This is a genomic window from Planococcus sp. CPCC 101016, from assembly GCF_007859295.1.
GTDB lineage: Bacteria > Bacillota > Bacilli > Bacillales_A > Planococcaceae > Planococcus.
Genome location: NZ_VOHB01000002.1, coordinates 876635 through 894656 on the forward strand (window position 1 = coordinate 876635; position 18022 = coordinate 894656).

Below are 18022 nucleotides of genomic sequence, written 5' to 3' on the forward strand. Positions count from 1 at the left end.
CAACCCTTTACTGGCCAGCTTGGCAGTAAAGGGTTTTTTCTATCACATCTATACAAATGCGACTGAGCCTGCACGTATTATTTTTCAGCGAAGTCAGTTACCAAAGCTAAGCTATTCAAAAGAACAGTGAATATTTTACATTTGTTAAAATTTTATAAGGAAATTGATAGAAAATTTACAAAAAATATATAAAGCGCTTCCAGTTTTCGCGTATAATAAAAATGCATCAAAAATACGAAACAGGAGTGAAGAATTTGTCCAGACATGTATTCAGTAAAATTCTTTTAAGCCTTGTCTTGGCTTTGTCTGTGGTGCTGCCATATACGGCAACGTCGGCAAATGCTGCAGAACCGATTACGGTGGCTGACGCGATTGCCAATAACTCGGGCTCAGCAACAGTGAAAGGCTTTGTTGTAGGAACAGCCAGCAGTGGAAGCAGTTACGATCAGACAGCACCTTTTACAGTTGCCACCAATCTTGGCCTTGCCGATTCTCCGGATGAAACAGATCCAACGAAGATTCTACCTGTCCAATTGCCATCAGGATCTGTTCGTGCAGGCTTGAACTTGGTAGACAACCCAACAAACTTTAGAGCGGAAGTAACGATTACAGGAAATTTGGAAGCCTATTTCCAAGTTCCAGGCCTTAAATCACCAACTGCTTTTACAATAGTATTTGAAGGCGAAGCGCCACCCGAAGCAACTGTCGTTGATTCATTGGCAGAAGCACGCACAATGGCGGGCGAACTGATCCAAGTTGAAGCAACGGTTACAACCGGAACAGGATTCTGGGGCGGAAACGCATTTTACGCACAAGACGGAACAGCTGGAATCTATGTTTATACATCCAGCGCAGCCGTTGCACCGGGAGACATCGTCCGGTTGACAGGTACAGTTTCTGAATACAGCGGCGAATTGCAGCTTCAGCCGAATACAATGGAAGTTTTGTCTTCGGACAATGAACTGCCTGCAGTCCAGACCGTAACGCCAGCAGGTGTCAATGAAGACACACAAGGCGAGCGCGTTGAACTGCAGAACGTCACCATCACGGGATTAAAATCCGTAAACGATTACGGAACGTTCGAGTTTTCGGCAAAGGCTGAAAATGGCGAAGCAATCACTATTCGCAACGATAACCGCAACGGACTGACATTTGATCAGTTTACGAAGCAATACAAAGAAGGCGATTTGATTCATGTAAACGGAATCGCTTCGAAATTCAATAGCTCTTATCAAGTGAAAACACTTGGCTTCGAAAGCTTTGAACTTGTCAACAAACCAGCAGTCTACACAGACACTTTCCCGGGCGTCGTTTCGGAAAATGCTGAAATCACCTTGGCTTCAGGCTGGGAAAATGCCAGCATCTACTACACGCTTGACGGCTCAGCACCAACAGCTGCAAGCACAGAATACACAGCACCAATTGTTTTGACAGAAGACACAGTGATCAAAGCCATTGCGGTCGCTGACGAAACATCTGAAATATTTACATTCAATTACACCGTCCTGAAAACTGCGGATTTGAGAATTCGTGATCTTCAGGGATATGACCATTATTCAGATTACGAAGGCGTAGCCGTCAATGAAATCGTTGGCGTTGTTACACACCTTTACAACTCAGCAAACTTTGTTATTCAGGATACCGAGCCGGATAATGACTTGACCACTTCAGAAGCAATCATGGTCAATAAAGCTTCCAACGGACTGCAAGTCGGTGACCTGGTAACGGTCAGCGGTACAGTGGAAGAGCATTTCCAGGAAGGCTATTCGGACATGAGGCAAAATGATTTGCCGATTACACGCATCCGTGCAACAGAAGCAGTCAAGACAGGAACTGCACCACTTCCGGAGCCGATCATTATCGGTGAAGATGTGTCCCCGCCTACGAAAATTATCGACAATGACGGATTAACGGAATTCAATCCCGAAGAAAACGGTATCGACTTCTGGGAATCATTGGAGTTGATGCGCGTTGGAGTAGCGGATGCACAAGTTGTTGGACCGCAGAATTACGGTGAAGTCATCGTCGTTTCGAAAAACGCAACCAATAACGATTTCCATAAACAAGGCGGAATCTTGATTGCGGAAGACGACTACAACCCTGAACGCATCATCCTTGATTTCGATAACGAGAACTATGTCGCGAAAGCCGGAGATACTTTTAACGGAACCCCAGTTGGCGTTTTAGGCTACGGCTTTGGCAATTACAAACTGTGGGCAGAAGAAAGCGACATCCCTGAACTTGTAGACGGCGGAACGGAGCCGGAACAAACGTGGATCGTCAACGAAGAAGACAAATTGACAGTGGCTGCTTACAATGTAGAGAACTTCTCTGCAGACCCAAGCCATACTTCTGATGCAAAAGCACAGCGCATCGCAGAATCATTTGTGAACGACTTAAACTCACCGGACGTTATTGTGATGGTCGAAGTGCAGGACAGCGATGGTCCAATCACTTCAGGCAACAGTGACGCAACGGCAAGTTACGAACGCTTGATCAACGGCATCAAAGCAGCAGGCGGCCCAACTTATGCTTGGACGGACATTGCCCCTGAATACAACAAAGACGGCGGACAGCCAGGCGGGAATATCCGCGTCGGCTATCTTTACAACCCTGAGCGCGTAAGCCTTTCAGAAGGAACAAAAGGAACGGCCACACAAGACAACTCATGGATCGACGGCGAACTTGCCTTGAATCCAGGACGCGTCCAGCCAATCCCGATGCCGAACACACGCAAACCGATCGCTGCACAATTCGAATTCCAAGGTGAACAAGTCGTCGTCATCGGCGCCCACCTGAACTCTAAAGGCGGAGATCAGCCACTATTCGGCAAAAACCAGCCGCCGCTTCTTGGCTCTGAAGCAGAGCGCATCGAGCTGGCAAAAGCCATCAACGGCTTTATCGAAGAAGGACTTGAGCAAGATCCAGACCTCAACGTCATCGTTGCAGGCGACATGAACGATTTTGAATTTACACCAGCTCTTGCCGCATTGAAAGGCGATATTCTGACGAATAAAGTCGAAGACGTGCCGTTAGAAGACCGTTTCTCTTATTATTACCAAGGCAACTCACAGGTTCTTGACCACCTCTTGGTAACCAATAACCTGGCAGACCGCACGGAATTGGACATGGTCCATATCAATGCGATGTTTATGGAAGAGCACGGCCGTGCATCGGATCACGATCCATTGCTGGCACAAATCGCATTTGAAAAAGATGCAACTCCGGAAGTGCCAGAAGTTCCAGAGAAGAAATTCCCATTCACGGATGTCAGTGACAAAGCTTGGTCATACCCATACATTAAAGATTTGTTTAACAGAGACTTGATCAAAGGGAAATCCGAAAAAATCTATGCACCAAAAGAAAACTTGACGCGTATGCAGGCGGTAACGATCCTGACACGCATCATGGAATTGGAAATCAAAGGAACTGAGAAATCGCCATTTACGGATATCTCAAACATTCCACCAATTCACCGCAATGAAATCAATGCAGCCTATCAAGCGGGCATCATCAACGGAGTGACGGCAACGAACTTCAAGCCGCTAGATTACATCACCCGTGCCCAGTTTGCATTGATGCTGAACCGCGTGTACGAATTGGAGAACGAAGAGTATCAAGTCGACAATTACGCACCATTCAGCGATTACGGCAAATTCAACAAAGAAACAAAAGAAGCCATCACGATGCTTTACGACTTGGAAATTGTAGAAGGCTACAACGGCAAATACATGCCAGCCAAGTACACGACACGCGAAGAAACAGCGAAGATGTTCTCACTCTTCCGTCCATTCGTAGCTAAATAAAATAAGGTTTTCTAGCAGCCCGATCAGATTTTCTGATCGGGCTGTTTTTATGTTTTTTAAAATAAAAATGAATGGATAGAGAGTAAGAATCTCAATATTGTATGCGGGTCTATAAGTCGCTTCGGCCGCTCTGGAGTGAGTTCCCACAATAAGCCGGACCGCGCTTCGCTTGTCAGTCTTATTGCTCCACCCACTCCGTTGACGCACCTCAGCTGGATGATGTTTTTATAAACCAAATTGATATCTGCATACTGCAATAAGTAGGGAGCGGTTCTAAAGCCGCTCGGCAGCGATAGTGCACGCGCCTTTGCTGAGGTATTAAATGAGAGGAAGAATGAAAAAAAAGTTCTATCTCATTCTTTTAGACTTAATATAGTGATCTCTTATTTCACATTTTATTAATAGATGAAACTTAAAGAAAGAGCGAAAGGCGGCGACTCCCGCGGGAAAGCGGAGTGATGAGACCCCGCAGGAGCTTGCGACGAGGAGGCTCAGCGCTTCGCCCGCAGGAAAGCGTCCGTCTGCAGCGAATTCTCTTTCCAAAACGATTATTCTCTATATAATTTTAGTTTTCAAAAAATATTTTTTTAATTCGACAAACTAAATAATATCAAGGGTTATCTAGTAAAAAACTCTTAAATAACACCCAATTACATGAAAAATCACCCAATTAAGATTTGCATGAATGAAAAAATATGGTAAATTTAAGTTGTTGTGCAATTATAAAAATTCTCTATAATTGCGAATTAGAATCGAAGGGGGAAAAGAATTGACCAAGTTAAAACCGATTTTATTGCTGGTGATGGTCTTCATGATGACATTCAGCTCAGCTGTTTTTGGCCTCACCGGGGTCTCGGCAGCCGTGAATTCATCAACTGTACCGAACGTGGAATTGAAAAAAGGGGAACTGGAAGTACCGGAGAAATTCGTTAACCCAGAAGACCCGGAAAAAGAAGTACGTGTGATCATCGAGCTTGAAAAAGCACCGGCGATTGAAAACGCTACCGAAAAAGGCGTGCTTTACAAAAACTTACCTGAAAAACAAAAGGAAACATTGGAAGCTGCAGTCGTAACGGGTCAGGAATCCGTTCAGCTGTCAATCGCTTCAATTGCTCCACGCATTACATACCTTGAAAACTTCACGACGGTGTTCAACGGATTCTCCGCTGAAGTCGAAGCGGGCCAAGTTGAGGACATCGCGAAATTGAACGGTGTCAAAGCGGTCTATGAGTCGACTGAGTATCAGCGTCCTGAAGCTCAGCCGGAAATGAAATACTCGAAAGAATTGGTTCAGGCGCAACAAGCTTGGACAGATTACGGCTACCGCGGCGAAGGATTGGTTGTCGGTGTCATTGACACAGGAATCGACCCAAGCCACAAAGACATGGTCTTGACAGACAACACAACGGGCGACATCACGAAATCCGATGTAGCGGCGCTGGTTGCTGACAAGTCTATAGAAAACGGTAAATTCTTCACTCCGAAAGTGCCATTCGGCTACAACTACATGGACGGCAACGAAGAAATTCTTGACCTTGGACCAGAAGTATCTATGCACGGCATGCACGTTGCCGGAACAGTAGGCGCTAATGGAAACGAAGAAAACGGCGGCATTAAAGGGGTTGCACCGGAAGCGCAGCTATTAGCGCTGAAAGTATTCGGCAACGACCCGCTTTACCCGTCGACTTACGGCGATATCTACATCAAAGCGATCGATGATTCGATCAAATTGGGTGCAGACGTCATCAATATGTCTTTAGGCTCAACTGCAGGATTTGTGGATTCCTCAAACCCTGAACAAAAAGCAGTTGAAAGAGCGACGAACAACGGCATCCTGGTTTCCATTTCTGCAGGGAACTCAGATATGTTCGGATCGGGTTATGCGTATCCGCTTCCAGACAACCAGGATTACGGGTTGACAGGATCACCAAGCACGTCAATCGATTCATTTGGCGTAGCGTCATTTGAAAACGACATCATTACGGCGAAGAGCTTTGCTTACCAAGTGGACGGCGCACAAGCCGGACGCGGCATGTATTTGCTGGCCAATGATGCAGACCCTGAGAATTTGCCAAATGAAAGCTACGAAGTCGTGTACGCAGGCCTCGGGAAACCATCTGATTACACAGGCAAGAAAATGGCTGGTAAATTTGCATTGGTGTCACGCGGCGAAATTGGCTTTGTTGAAAAAGGCTTAGCAGCACAAGCGGCTGGCGCAGTCGGCGTCATCGTTCACAACAACACGACTGGCACGATCAGCATGGCATCAGATCCGGCGATCAAGATTCCATTTATGTCAGCGTTGCAAGCAGACGGCTTGGAAATGAAAGCTCAATTGGATGCAGGCAAAAAAGTCTCTGTTTCATTTGACGGCGCATTCCTTGAAACACCAAACCCAAGCAAAGGCAAAATGAGCAGCTTTACTTCTTGGGGACCAACGCCGAACCTTGATTTCAAACCTGAAATCACAGCGCCGGGCGGCAATATCTTCTCGACTTTGAACGATGATACGTATGGCTTGATGAGCGGTACGTCAATGGCGGCTCCTCACGTTTCAGGCGGAACGGCATTAATGTTCCAGCGCATCGAAGAGCTTGGCCTGCAAGGCCGTGAGCGCGTTCAATTCGCGAAAAACTTGATGATGAACACAGCAGATCCTGTGGAATTCAGAAAAGATGAATTTGTATCTCCACGCCGTCAAGGTGCTGGGTTGATGCAATTGCATGATGCTTTATCGACAGACGTAATGCTGACGAATAAAGCGACAGGCGATGCAAAAGTGGCCTTAAAAGAAATTGCAGGTGATAAATTCACGTTTACATTGGAAGCTGAAAACTTCTCTGACGAAGCGGCAACTTATGCTGTGGATGTAAATGTTCAAACAGACAACACTACAAAATTAGGCGAAAAAGTAATTACTGCACCAAATAATACAGGTTCATTTGTGGTAACAAAAGATGTAACAGTAAATGCTCCCAAAACGGTTACCGTACCGGCAAATGGAACAGCAGAAGTGGCAGTAACGGTCGACGTGTCAGCACTTAAAGGCATGCCGGAATATGCAGCTTTCACAAACGGATTCTTTGTTGACGGTTTTGTCACCTTGACGGATGAAAACGAAGAAGTGACTGGCAACACAGAATTGGTCGTTCCTTACTTCGGCTTTAACGGCGGATGGGACGATGCCAGCATCTTTGATGATTTTGCATGGGAAAAAGATTCCTATTACGGAATCACGCAATTAGCGGACGATAAAGGAAATGATATTACAGGCGGTACACACGCCGGCAAATTCGTTCCCGAACGCTTCGCATTTTCACCGAACGGCAATGGACTGCAGGACATGGCTATACCTGTTTATTCATTGCTCAGAAACGCCAAGCAATTTGAAGTCAATGTATTGGATGCAACGGGCAAGAAATTGCGTACCATCCGTACAGCTTCAAACCTGACGAAACATTATTCAACCACTTCATATTACACATTCAACCCGCTTAACGGCTGGGATGGAATGATTGACGGCAAGCCAGCGAAAGATGGCAACTACCAGATCGAGCTGCGCGCAGTCATTGATTACCCGAATGCAGAATGGCAGTCCATCACTTTCCCGATTATCGTGGACACGGTAGCACCGGAAGCTGCAGCAACTTATGACGCTGCAAGCAAAACAGTAAATGTAGCGAAATTTGCGGATAACGCTTCAGGCGCTGGCGCGGATCGTTGGGAAGTATTCGTCAACGGCAAAGAAGTGACGGAGAACGAAACAACTCCGGCAGATGAATCTCTTGCACCAACAACCACTTCTTACAAAGTGGAAGCTCCCGTAAAAACAGGCGACAAATTGACAGCGGTCTTCTACGACATTGCTGGCAATACAACAGAAGTAAACCTTACAGCTGCATCGAAAGATGAAACAACAGTACCGGTCATCTTCTTTACAGAACCGCAAACCTTGAATATTTACGATAAAAAAGAAGTCCTGGTTTCTGGTCGTGTAGAAGACGATTCGAAAGTGGTTTCCTTGACAGTCAATGGTGTCAAAGCGAAAGAATTTGACGGCACCAACTTCAAGCACACTGTAACATTGAAAGACGGCTCTCAATACGTAACCGTCAAAGCAGTGGACGAGTTCGGCAACGAATCGGAAATTCGCCGTCAAATCCTGGTCGATACAACGCCAGCGGTCATCACGTTAGTGGATGCACCGAAAACAGTAGGCGCCAACACATCTGAAGTCGAAGTGACATTCAATGTCAAAGACAATATGGATGAAATCGCAGCTTATGTAAACGGCAGCGAAGTCTTCAAAAAAGAAATGTCTGAGCCATACGGCAAAGCAAGCTTTAACCAAAACATCAAAACCAAAGTGCCAGTCAAGAAAATTGGCGCGAATGAATACACCTTGTCGGTGACAGATGCAGCCGGCCATGTCACTGAAAAGAAATTCACCATCACCAAAGAAACAAAAGTAACATTTACCGATATCCAGACACATTGGGCAAAAACCCAAATTGAAGCACTGGCTTCACAAGGGATCATCAAAGGGAAGACGGATACACTGTTTGCACCAAAAGCAGATTTGACACGCGCTGAATTCGCAGCCTTGCTGGTCCGTACACTTGAATTGCCATTGAAAGACTACGAAGGCACATTCACAGATGCAGACCCAAGCAACACGTGGGCTTCAAAAGAAATCGAAGCCGCTGCCCGTGCAGGCATTGTTCTCGGATTGCCGAATAACAAATTCGATCCGAAAGCACCGATCTCCCGCCAGGACACAGCCGTGATGATCATGCGTGCTGTAGAATATCAGGAAGCGTCATTGCTTGAAGGCCTGGACACAACACACAAATTTGCGGACAACGCAAAAATTAAAGCATACGCAAGCGAATCCGTTCAGCAAGCATATGCACTTGGCCTCATCACTGGCCGCGATAACAACATCTTTGATCCATTAGCAAAAATCACTCGAGCTGAAACAGCGGCTGTCCTTTACCGCGCACTCGAAAAGATGGAGCTGCTGGACTAACACATTATATAGAAGAAACTTTTACGTTTCTTCTGTAAACAGCAACAGGCAAGCAATCAGAATTTTGATTGCTTGCCTGTTTTTTTATTTGGAAGTCAGTAATGAGAGGGGGAGAAATCGCTGCAGGCAGGCGATTTTAGAACCGCATCCTGCAATATTACAACATGCAGATATCGATCTGCATATAAAACATCACCCAGCTGAGGCGCGTCAACGGAGTGGGTGGAGCAATAAGACTGACAAGCAAAGCGCGGTCCGGCTTATTGCGGGAACCCACTCCAGAGCGGCCGAAGCGATTTACAAGCTCTCAAAAACTTCCTCACCATCCGAGCGAAGGCACGTGCACTGTCGCGGCCGAGCGCTTTTAGAACCACTCCCACATATTCATAACATAAAAGTATTGATTCCCCATAAAACACCAACGTCCAGCTGAGGCGCGTCAACGGAGTGGGTGGAGCAATAAGACTGACAAGCAAAGCGCGGTTCGGCTTATTGCGGGAACCTCCTCCAGAGCGACCGAAGCGATTTACAAGCTCTCAAAAACTCCCTCACCATCCGAGCTAAGGCACGTGCACTGTCGCTGCCGAGCCCTTATAGAACCTACTAAAGTAAAATCCATAAAAAGGAAAAAAGGAGAGACTCTAAAAACCCGAATTACCTAAAAAATTCGAAGAAAAATAACAAATAAGATAGCTTTGGAACCATGGACTTTTGGTTGATTAACTGGAAAAATGAAGTTGACTTAATTTTTTGATTATTTAGATAGGTATTTAAGGAAGAGGAGGAACAAGTATGAAAAAATTGTTAGTGTTTTTCGGGATTTTATTATTATTAATGAGCAGCCTGGGCGGATTCAGTAGCTCCCAGGCAGTAGCAGCGCCAGAGCCGGAAGTGAAGCTGGCGCAGACTTTGCTCAAACCGGAATCGCCGAAAGAGAAAGTGCGGGTCATTATTGAGCTGAAAGAAGAACCTACGATTGAAGCAGCAACGAAAAAAGGGATGCTCTATAAAGAGTTGCCGGAAAACGAGAAACAGCAAATTGAAGCGGCTGCTATAGCGAAGCAGGAAACGGTGCAAACGGCGATTACCAACGTGGCACCGGCGATCGATTACCTGCAAACTTTTACAGCGGTCTTTAACGGCTTCTCTGCGGAAGTCGAAGCGGGGCAAGTAGCGGAAATTGCAAAGCTGCCGAGTGTCAAGGCAGTATACGAAGCGACCGAGTATAAACGTCCTGAAGTAAAACCGACAATGAAGTATTCAAAAGAACTGGTTCAGGCGCAAGAAGCTTGGCGCGATTATGGGTTTAAAGGAGAAGGCATGATTGTGGGGGTCATTGATACGGGCATCGACCCGAGCCATAAGGACATGGTGCTGACCAACAATACGACAGCTTCTTTGACACAGGCGGAAGTGGAAGCATTTATTTCCGACAGTGCGATTGAAGAAGGCAAGTTCTTTACACCGAAAGTGCCGTTTGGCTACAACTACATGGATGCCAATACGGAAATCCGCGACATCGCACCGGGTGCATCGATGCACGGCATGCACGTAGCGGGTACAATCGGCGCCAATGGCAATGAAGAAAACGGCGGCATCAAAGGGGTGGCTCCGGAAACGCAGCTGCTCGCACTGAAGGTATTCGGCAACGATGCTTATTACGCATCAACGTTCGGAGACATTTACATCAAGGCGATTGACGATTCCATCAAACTGGGGGCTGACGTCATCAATATGTCTCTCGGTGCCACAGCGGGATTTGTCGATACCTCAAGTCCTGAACAGCAGGCGGTGGAACGGGCGACAAACAACGGCATTTTGGTCGCCATTTCTGCGGGTAATGAAGATCTGCGGGGCTCAGGCTTCCTGGCACCGTTTGCGGAAAACCAGGATTACGGGCTGATCGGTTCTCCGGGAATCGCTGTGGATTCGATGGGCGTGGCTTCATTTGAAAACACGATGATTACAACCAACAGTTTCGCTTATCAAGTAGACGGGGTACAGGCGGGACGTGCACTGTACCTGCTGGCAAATGATGTAGAGCCCGAAAGCCTGCCAGCCGATTCCTATGCAGTCGTCGATGCGGGGCTTGGGCAGCCGGCTGATTTTGAAGGAAAAGATGTGACTGGAAAATTTGCGTTGATTGCGCGCGGTACGATTCCGTTTACGGAAAAAGCGTTAGCGGCTCAAGCGGCAGGTGCAGCAGGTGTCATTATCTACAATAATACGAGCGGACCGGTTAATATGGAGTCTGATCCATTCATCACCATTCCGTTCATGTCGACCCTTCAAGCAGACGGGCTGGCAATGAAAGCGGCGCTTGATGGCGGCAAAGAGGTCACAGTCGTCTTTGATGGAGTGAAATTGGAAACGCCAAACCCGAACGCTGGGAAGATGAGTGAATTCACTTCATGGGGACCAACGCCAAACCTTGATTTCAAACCGGAAATCACAGCACCGGGCGGCAACATCTTTTCGACTTTTAATAACGATGAATACGGATTGATGAGCGGCACATCGATGGCGGCCCCGCATGTGGCCGGCGGAACAGCATTGGTGTTCCAGCGCATCAACGAGCTCGGTCTTGAAGGAAGAGATCGTGTGGAATTCGCGAAAAATCTGATGATGAATACGGCTAACCCTGTTGAACTGGTAGCTGGCCAATACGTTTCTCCGCGCCGCCAAGGGGCCGGATTGATGAAGTTGCATGATGCGCTGTCAACTGACGTGATGCTGACAGATCAGAATACGGGCGATGCCAAAGTGGCTTTGAAGGAAATTCAGGATAACCGCATGACACTGACGCTGCAGGCAGAAAACTTCTCGGATACCGCCGCGACGTACGCTGTAGCGGTCAACGTTCAAACCGATTATGTCATTAAGCACCCGGAGCGGCAGATTGATATTACCGACCCGAACCGCTCGGGCTCAAGAGTGGTGACCGATTTGGTCAACATCTCTGCACCTGATACGGTGACGGTACCGGCAAACGGCTCTGCAGAAATCCAGGTGACAATTGATGCTTCAACTTTACAGGGACGTCCTGAATTTGCGGCGTTCACCAACGGTTACTTTGTTGACGGGTTTATTACCTTAACGGACAGCAATGAAGGGGTGACCGGCAATACGCCGCTTGTCGTTCCGTATTTCGGCTTTAACGGCGAATGGGACAAAGCCCCGATTTTTGATGACGTGGCATGGGATCCGGGCACAGTTTACGCCTCGACATTCCTAACTGACGATTTCGGGATGATCATCACCGGCGGCAGCCACCAACAAGGCTATGTTCCGGAGCGCTTTGCCTTTTCTCCAAATGGCGACGGCACCCGGGAATCGGTCATTCCGGTGTTCTCGCTGCTGCGGAACGCCAAACAGCTGGAGGTAAATGTATTGGATGCTGACGGCAATAAGCTACGGACTTTGCAGACCAGCAAAAACCTGGTGAAGAATTTCTCTGCTGAGTTTCCTTATTATTACGACCTGCTCAACGAGTGGAACGGGGAAGTGCTCGGCAAAACAGTAGAAGATGGCAAGTATCAGCTTCAGATGCGAGCCGTCATTGATTATCCGGATGCCGAATGGCAGTCGCTGACCATGCCGATCCTGGTCGATACAGTGGCGCCCCAAGCGACGGCTGCATTGAATGCGGAAACCAAGACCGTAACGGTGACCAGTTTTGAAGATAACGCGGGAGGCGGAGGTGCGGACCGCTGGGAAGTGTTCCTGAACGATGTCGAGCTGACCGAAAATCAGGAGACCTTTGAAGACGAGTCGCTCGCACCGGGCACTACCAGTTACGTCGTGCCGGTCGATATTAAAGCAGGTGACATGCTAAAAGCGGTATTCCATGACACGGCCGGCAACAAAACCGAAGTTCCGCTGACAGGCGGGGTAGCCGACACGGAAAAACCGGCTGTATCCATCATTTCGCCCGGGCTCTTTGAAGTGCTGAGCACGAAGCGAGTGGATGTATTCGGCAGTGTCGAAGACAAATCACGCATTGTCTCCGTGACAGTCAACGGCGAAAAAGCCGATCGCTTTGACGGCTGGTTTTTCCAGCATTCCTTAACGCTGGAAGACGGCCGCAATGACATCTTTGCCAAAGCGATAGACGAAGCCGGCAACGAGCTCGAAGTACGAAGCCAAGTCTTGATTGATACTCAGCCAGCTACACTCGAACTGCGGGACGTGCCGGAAACGGTCGGAGCGGATCAGGCTAGTGCTGAAGTGACATTCAACGTAACTGACAATATGGACGCCATCAAAGTCTATTTGACCGACAGTGAGGTCTACAGTCAAGAGATGACCGAGCCATACGGCGAAGGTACATTCGATGAAGACATCACCATCACTGTTCCTCTCGAAAATCCGGGCGAAAACGAGTTCACCTTGAAAGTCGTCGACGCAGCGGGGCACATCACAGAAGAAGCGTTCACGATCACGAAAGAACAATAGTCCAAAAGCCGGGAGCATATTCCCGGCTTTTTTTATTTGGCAAGTGTTTGAGTGCTTTTGAATTGTTTGGGTGCCTGGCACCCAAACAATTCAAAAAAAATATTTGAAGCCCAATTGGTCAAATTTTAGAAAAAGTGATGGTGAAAAGTCATTTTTGCACGTTTTTCCCTAAGCAAAACTAAGTTATTGCCTTTTTGCAACAATTGACGAAGATATGCGTTCTTTCTACTATAGGGAGGAGACTGAAGAAGGAGTGTGATAAAGTGGGAAGAAACCGACGCATTTGGAATCCGAACGCCTATGAACATGTCGTAATGAGAGGCAACAACAGGCAACCAATTTTTCAAGAAGAGGCGGATAAAGCAGCTTTTTTAAGGGTATTGACTTATGCTCACAGCAAATACCCCTTTACGATTCTGGCATATTGCCTAATGACCAATCATTATCACTTATTGGTGCGATCGCCTGAAGTGCCGTTGGGAAAGTTGATGGCGATCATCAACAAACGATACAGTGATTATTACAAGAAGAAATACACATACACCGGCTATTTCTACGAAAGCCGCTACTACTCCGACAAAGCCATCACCCCTAAAAGCATTCTTGCCATCAGCCGCTACATCCACAGAAACCCCATCAATACCACTAAACCGATGGTGAACGACATGAAGGATTATCCGCACAGCTCCTACCGGTTATACGCAGAGTCACCTTATTCTCCATATGAATTCCTCGACTTAACTTATCTGCCTACAATTTTACACCCCCCATACTCCAGCTGCCTAGCGGATTATTTGCTGTATTGTGAAAAGAGAGATCTTCTGGAGATTGGACAAGAAGATTAGGCAATTGAATTGAGCGAGAATTGAGTGCGTGACTGGCACCCAAACAATATAATATATAATAGAAGCAAAAGGGATAAACTGGATAAAGAAATAGGGCCGGCTTTACGGCGGCTCTGCCTGTACCAGAAGAAATTGTTTTAGTGCCAGGCACTCAAACATTACCAAACAAAATACCCAAACAATACATCCAGCACAAAAAAGGCGGGGGTTAGATGAAAAAAGTTGTACTGCTATCGATGGCTGCTTTCGTTACAATCGTTATTGGGATAATTGCCTGGGCCTTCATCAGTCCTTTCCTCAATTCCCAAAGCGAACACCGGGATACTGAACAATTTATCGAAGAGAAGTACGGAATAGACGTCGAAATCATTAGCACCCCCGAGCGGGACCCTTTTGTAGGAGATAGTGGCTATCGAATGGCTCCCAAAGGACGGGAAGAGTTGGTCTTTACCGTCGAGGTATCGGTCGAGAACTATGCCACCATTTACCGGGATGATTACAAGGTGGTTCTTGGAACATACGAGGCACGGCAACAGGTGGAAGAATTAATGCCGCAAATCGAGGCGCTCGGATTCTCTGCTCCTGCTGATCGGGAAATGATGAGTCATATCTTGAAAGATATCCGAACAAACGAAGCGGTCCGCTGGCTGGTTCTGGAGACCGAAACCAACTACGAGACCCTCGAACTGGCTGAGGTCGAACCCGTAAAACAACTCTTGGATCTGCAGCAAGAAAACGGAATCGACATCAACAGAATCAGCCTTGTCAGTAAACAAGTAGAGGCAGGCTTTACACTGGAACTTCCCGAACTGGATAAGGAAGATCAAAATGTCGAAGAGCTTCATGCTTTCATTATTCGAAAAAATCCGTACCTAGTCGACGAAGAGATGATCACCAATTCGCAGGATGCGGCCACTCAAGCAAAAACAGACCGCTTTCGCTTTTTCAACGAAAAGGATGACCATTGGATGACTTGCCAAAAAGTCAATGCACGGAGCAAATGCATTAGTTTAAGAGCAACAGTTACTTTCAACGAAGGCCAGTTGAGCAAACAGAATCCGTATCTGAAAGAAGACTTGGAAGCAATATTCGGCTTTTTCGAAGTTATGGAACCCGCTCCTGTTAATGTAGACTTGTTGTTAACGGATGCTGCCTGGGAAAAAGACCCGATTTATCTGTCGTCGAGTGAGCGAGAAAGCTACGCATCAACCGAAGAGTTGATCGATGAGCTGCTGCGGGAATAAGGGTCGAATTGTGTGGAAATTGTGTGCGTGCCAGGCACCAAACCCATACACCCAGTTAGAAAAATACAAAAAGGGGGTATTAGATGAAGAAAGTCGTCCTGCTGTCCATGACTGCGTTCATCGCAGTCATACTCGGAATCATTGCTTGGGTGTTCGTCAGCTATTTTATCAACTCCCAAGCCGAAGACCGCAACGCTAAAGAGTTTATCGAAGAAAAATACGGAATGGAAGTTAAAATCGTCGACGAAAAGCCAGCCGACTTCGTGGACTTTCACACCTACCAGATGGCTCCTACAGAACAAGAAGACGTGGTCTTTACCGTCGAGGTGTCTGAGGAGAACTATTCCACCATTTACCGGGACGATTACAAAGCTGTACGCAAGGAGCATGAACTTCATCAGCAAGTGGAGAAGCTGATGCCGCAAATTGAGAGAATTGGATTCTCAGCATCTTCACCCGATGAACGGGTAGAGCATGTCGTGAAAGACATGAGGACAGGTGAGGCGGTCCATTGGCTGAATCTGAAGACGGACAAAAGCTATGAAACCATCGAACGTGCTGAAATCGAGGAACTGAAAAGCCTACTGGATCTGCAGCGGGAAAACAACATCGATGTCCAAAAAATCATTATCGAAAGCAAAAGAGAAGAGCATTTCGTGGTACTGGATATGCGCGAAATGGGAGAAGTCCAGAGTATCGAAGACGTGGAGAAGTATGTCATTGGCAGCGATCTAAGATTAGCAGGCGAAAGAATGCAAGCCAAATGGCAAGACGCGGCCGCGCAAGCTGAAACGGAACGCTTCCGTTTTCACGACCAATGGAACGATCAATGGATCAGCTGCCATCAAGTCAATGACGCCGGCGATTGCGTCAACCTCTTAGCGAATGTCACGTTCTCGCCCGGCGAGCTCAGCAGGCAAAATCCGCACCTCGAGGAAGACTTGGACGCCATCTTCAATTTCTTTGACAGCATCGAGCCCAAGCTGATGACCGTTGACCTGGTAATGGTCGACCCGGAGCGGGAAGGAGACCCCGTCCGCTTCTTTTTAAAAGAACGCAAAAATTATGAATCGACCCAACAATTGATCGATGATCTCGTAAAGGAATAGAAAGACTTCGGTAAAGTGAAACCATTCGCAAGACGAGCCGTCTATAATGGAAACCAGAACGTAAAAGTGAGCTGATCGCAATGACCCGAAAACCATCGCCTAAAATCAATAAGAACAATCGAATTATCGCCGCGTTGTCGGCTGTGTTGCTGCTGATGATCGCATTGGGCGTTTATTTGCTGCTGGGTTCGGAAAATCCAGCTCCTGAGGCAGAACCGCAATCATCCGAAACGGAGGAAACAGCTTCACAACTCCCGGAAGTTGAAACGGCCACCGAACTGGCTTCCATGATCGCCAATGCCAAAACGCATGTCTATACCCTCTACACAGACCTGGAGCAGGGCTCAGGCTTTCTCATCAACACAGAAGGCGATATCTTGACGAATGCCCACGTAGTCCTGGATGCGTCCTATATTACCGTCAAAAACAGCGACGGCCAGGAATTCAACGGCAACATCATCGGCATATCCGACACCCAAGATCTGGCGATTGTCCGTGTGAACGAACTCGCCGGCAAAGAGCCGTTGGAAATTGAAATGGTGCCCGTCGATATCGGTACGCCAGTCGTCGCCATCGGCAGCCCTGGCGATCAAAGCAATACAGCCACCACCGGCGAAATCACCGCCACCGATCTTGATTTTGTCGACCAATTCGAATACACCGGCCTCTACGAAATGAACGCAGAAATCGCCCAAGGCTCCAGCGGCGGTCCGCTCATCGCAGCCGACACTGGGAAAATCCTCGGCATCAATTCCATCATCCTCGAGGAAAAACCGGGATCCGGCTACGCTATCCCGCTCTACAGCGTCTGGGATCAACTAACCGAATGGGTGGAAAATCCGATTCCCATTGAAGAAGAGGAAATCGTGCTGCAGGATGTCAAAGATGCCTATTTCGCAGACGATTTGCTAGAAGACTTTATTGCAGCCTATTACGAATTAATCCCGTATTCGCTCAACGATGCGGAATCCTCTTATTACCTGTCCTATATCCTGCCGGGCAGCGAAGCGGTAGGGGAAGCTACCGAGTTGGTCGAAGAATACGCCAGCGAAGGCCGCATCTATGACACCGTCGAACCGGCCATTACCGCTGTGGAAATCAATGAAAACAGCGCAACCGTCGAAGCTGAAGCCCAGTTCACCTACCACGAAGAAGTGAGCGGCGAGTCGTCAACCATTTCCCACGAAGGCGTCTACACCGTCGTGATTGACGAATACGGAGACTATCAAATTGAAAATATCGTGAATGAATAAAAGGCAGGCTCATAGGAGCTTGCCTTTTTAATGTGTAAATACAGTTTTGAAAGAGTTTAGTTCCTATTCCTAACGAAGCTATGCAAACAGCTTCTATTATAGAGGCATGTATTTCATGAAAAAGGGGAAGGAGATAAAAGTAATAATGACGCACAGCAACAAAAATTAACCCTAGCAAGTATCCGATTTGTCATTCTCTAAGCTCATCGTCTAAATTCAATCCGGCTACTTTATTCAACTTTTCCCGAATTCGTTTAACTGCATTACAGTTAGGGTCCCAA

7 protein-coding genes are annotated in these 18022 nt (G+C 47.3%); all 7 read left to right on the top strand.

Annotation, left to right across the window (positions count from 1 at the left end):
* The first annotated feature begins 245 nt into the window (after positions 1 to 245).
* The 7 genes from FQV26_RS04160 to FQV26_RS04190 all read left to right on the top strand — a co-directional run bounded on the left by FQV26_RS04160 (position 246) and on the right by FQV26_RS04190 (position 17741).
* Positions 246 to 3806, top strand: coding sequence for a DUF6359 domain-containing protein (locus FQV26_RS04160; protein ID WP_261384313.1), 3561 nt, complete (start codon positions 246 to 248; stop codon positions 3804 to 3806).
* Positions 3807 to 4575: 769 nt separating this feature from the next.
* Positions 4576 to 8835, top strand: coding sequence for a S8 family serine peptidase (locus FQV26_RS04165; protein ID WP_146556104.1), 4260 nt, complete (start codon positions 4576 to 4578; stop codon positions 8833 to 8835).
* 792 nt (positions 8836 to 9627) lie between these two features.
* Positions 9628 to 13290, top strand: coding sequence for a S8 family serine peptidase (locus FQV26_RS04170; protein WP_146556105.1), 3663 nt, complete (start codon positions 9628 to 9630; stop codon positions 13288 to 13290).
* Between the two features lie 263 nt (positions 13291 to 13553).
* On the top strand, positions 13554 to 14135 hold the full coding sequence (locus FQV26_RS04175; RefSeq protein ID WP_146556106.1) for a transposase: 582 nt from the start codon (positions 13554 to 13556) through the stop codon (positions 14133 to 14135).
* A gap of 212 nt (positions 14136 to 14347) precedes the next feature.
* Entirely contained in the window at positions 14348 to 15379 is a 1032-nt protein-coding gene (locus tag FQV26_RS04180; RefSeq protein ID WP_146556107.1) for a hypothetical protein, read from the top strand.
* An 83-nt stretch (positions 15380 to 15462) separates the two neighbouring features.
* Positions 15463 to 16488, top strand: a complete 1026-nt coding sequence (locus FQV26_RS04185; protein ID WP_146556108.1) for a hypothetical protein — start codon at positions 15463 to 15465, stop codon at positions 16486 to 16488.
* Positions 16489 to 16568: 80 nt separating this feature from the next.
* Positions 16569 to 17741, top strand: coding sequence for a trypsin-like peptidase domain-containing protein (locus FQV26_RS04190; protein ID WP_146556109.1), 1173 nt, complete (start codon positions 16569 to 16571; stop codon positions 17739 to 17741).
* Positions 17742 to 18022: the final 281 nt, after the last annotated feature.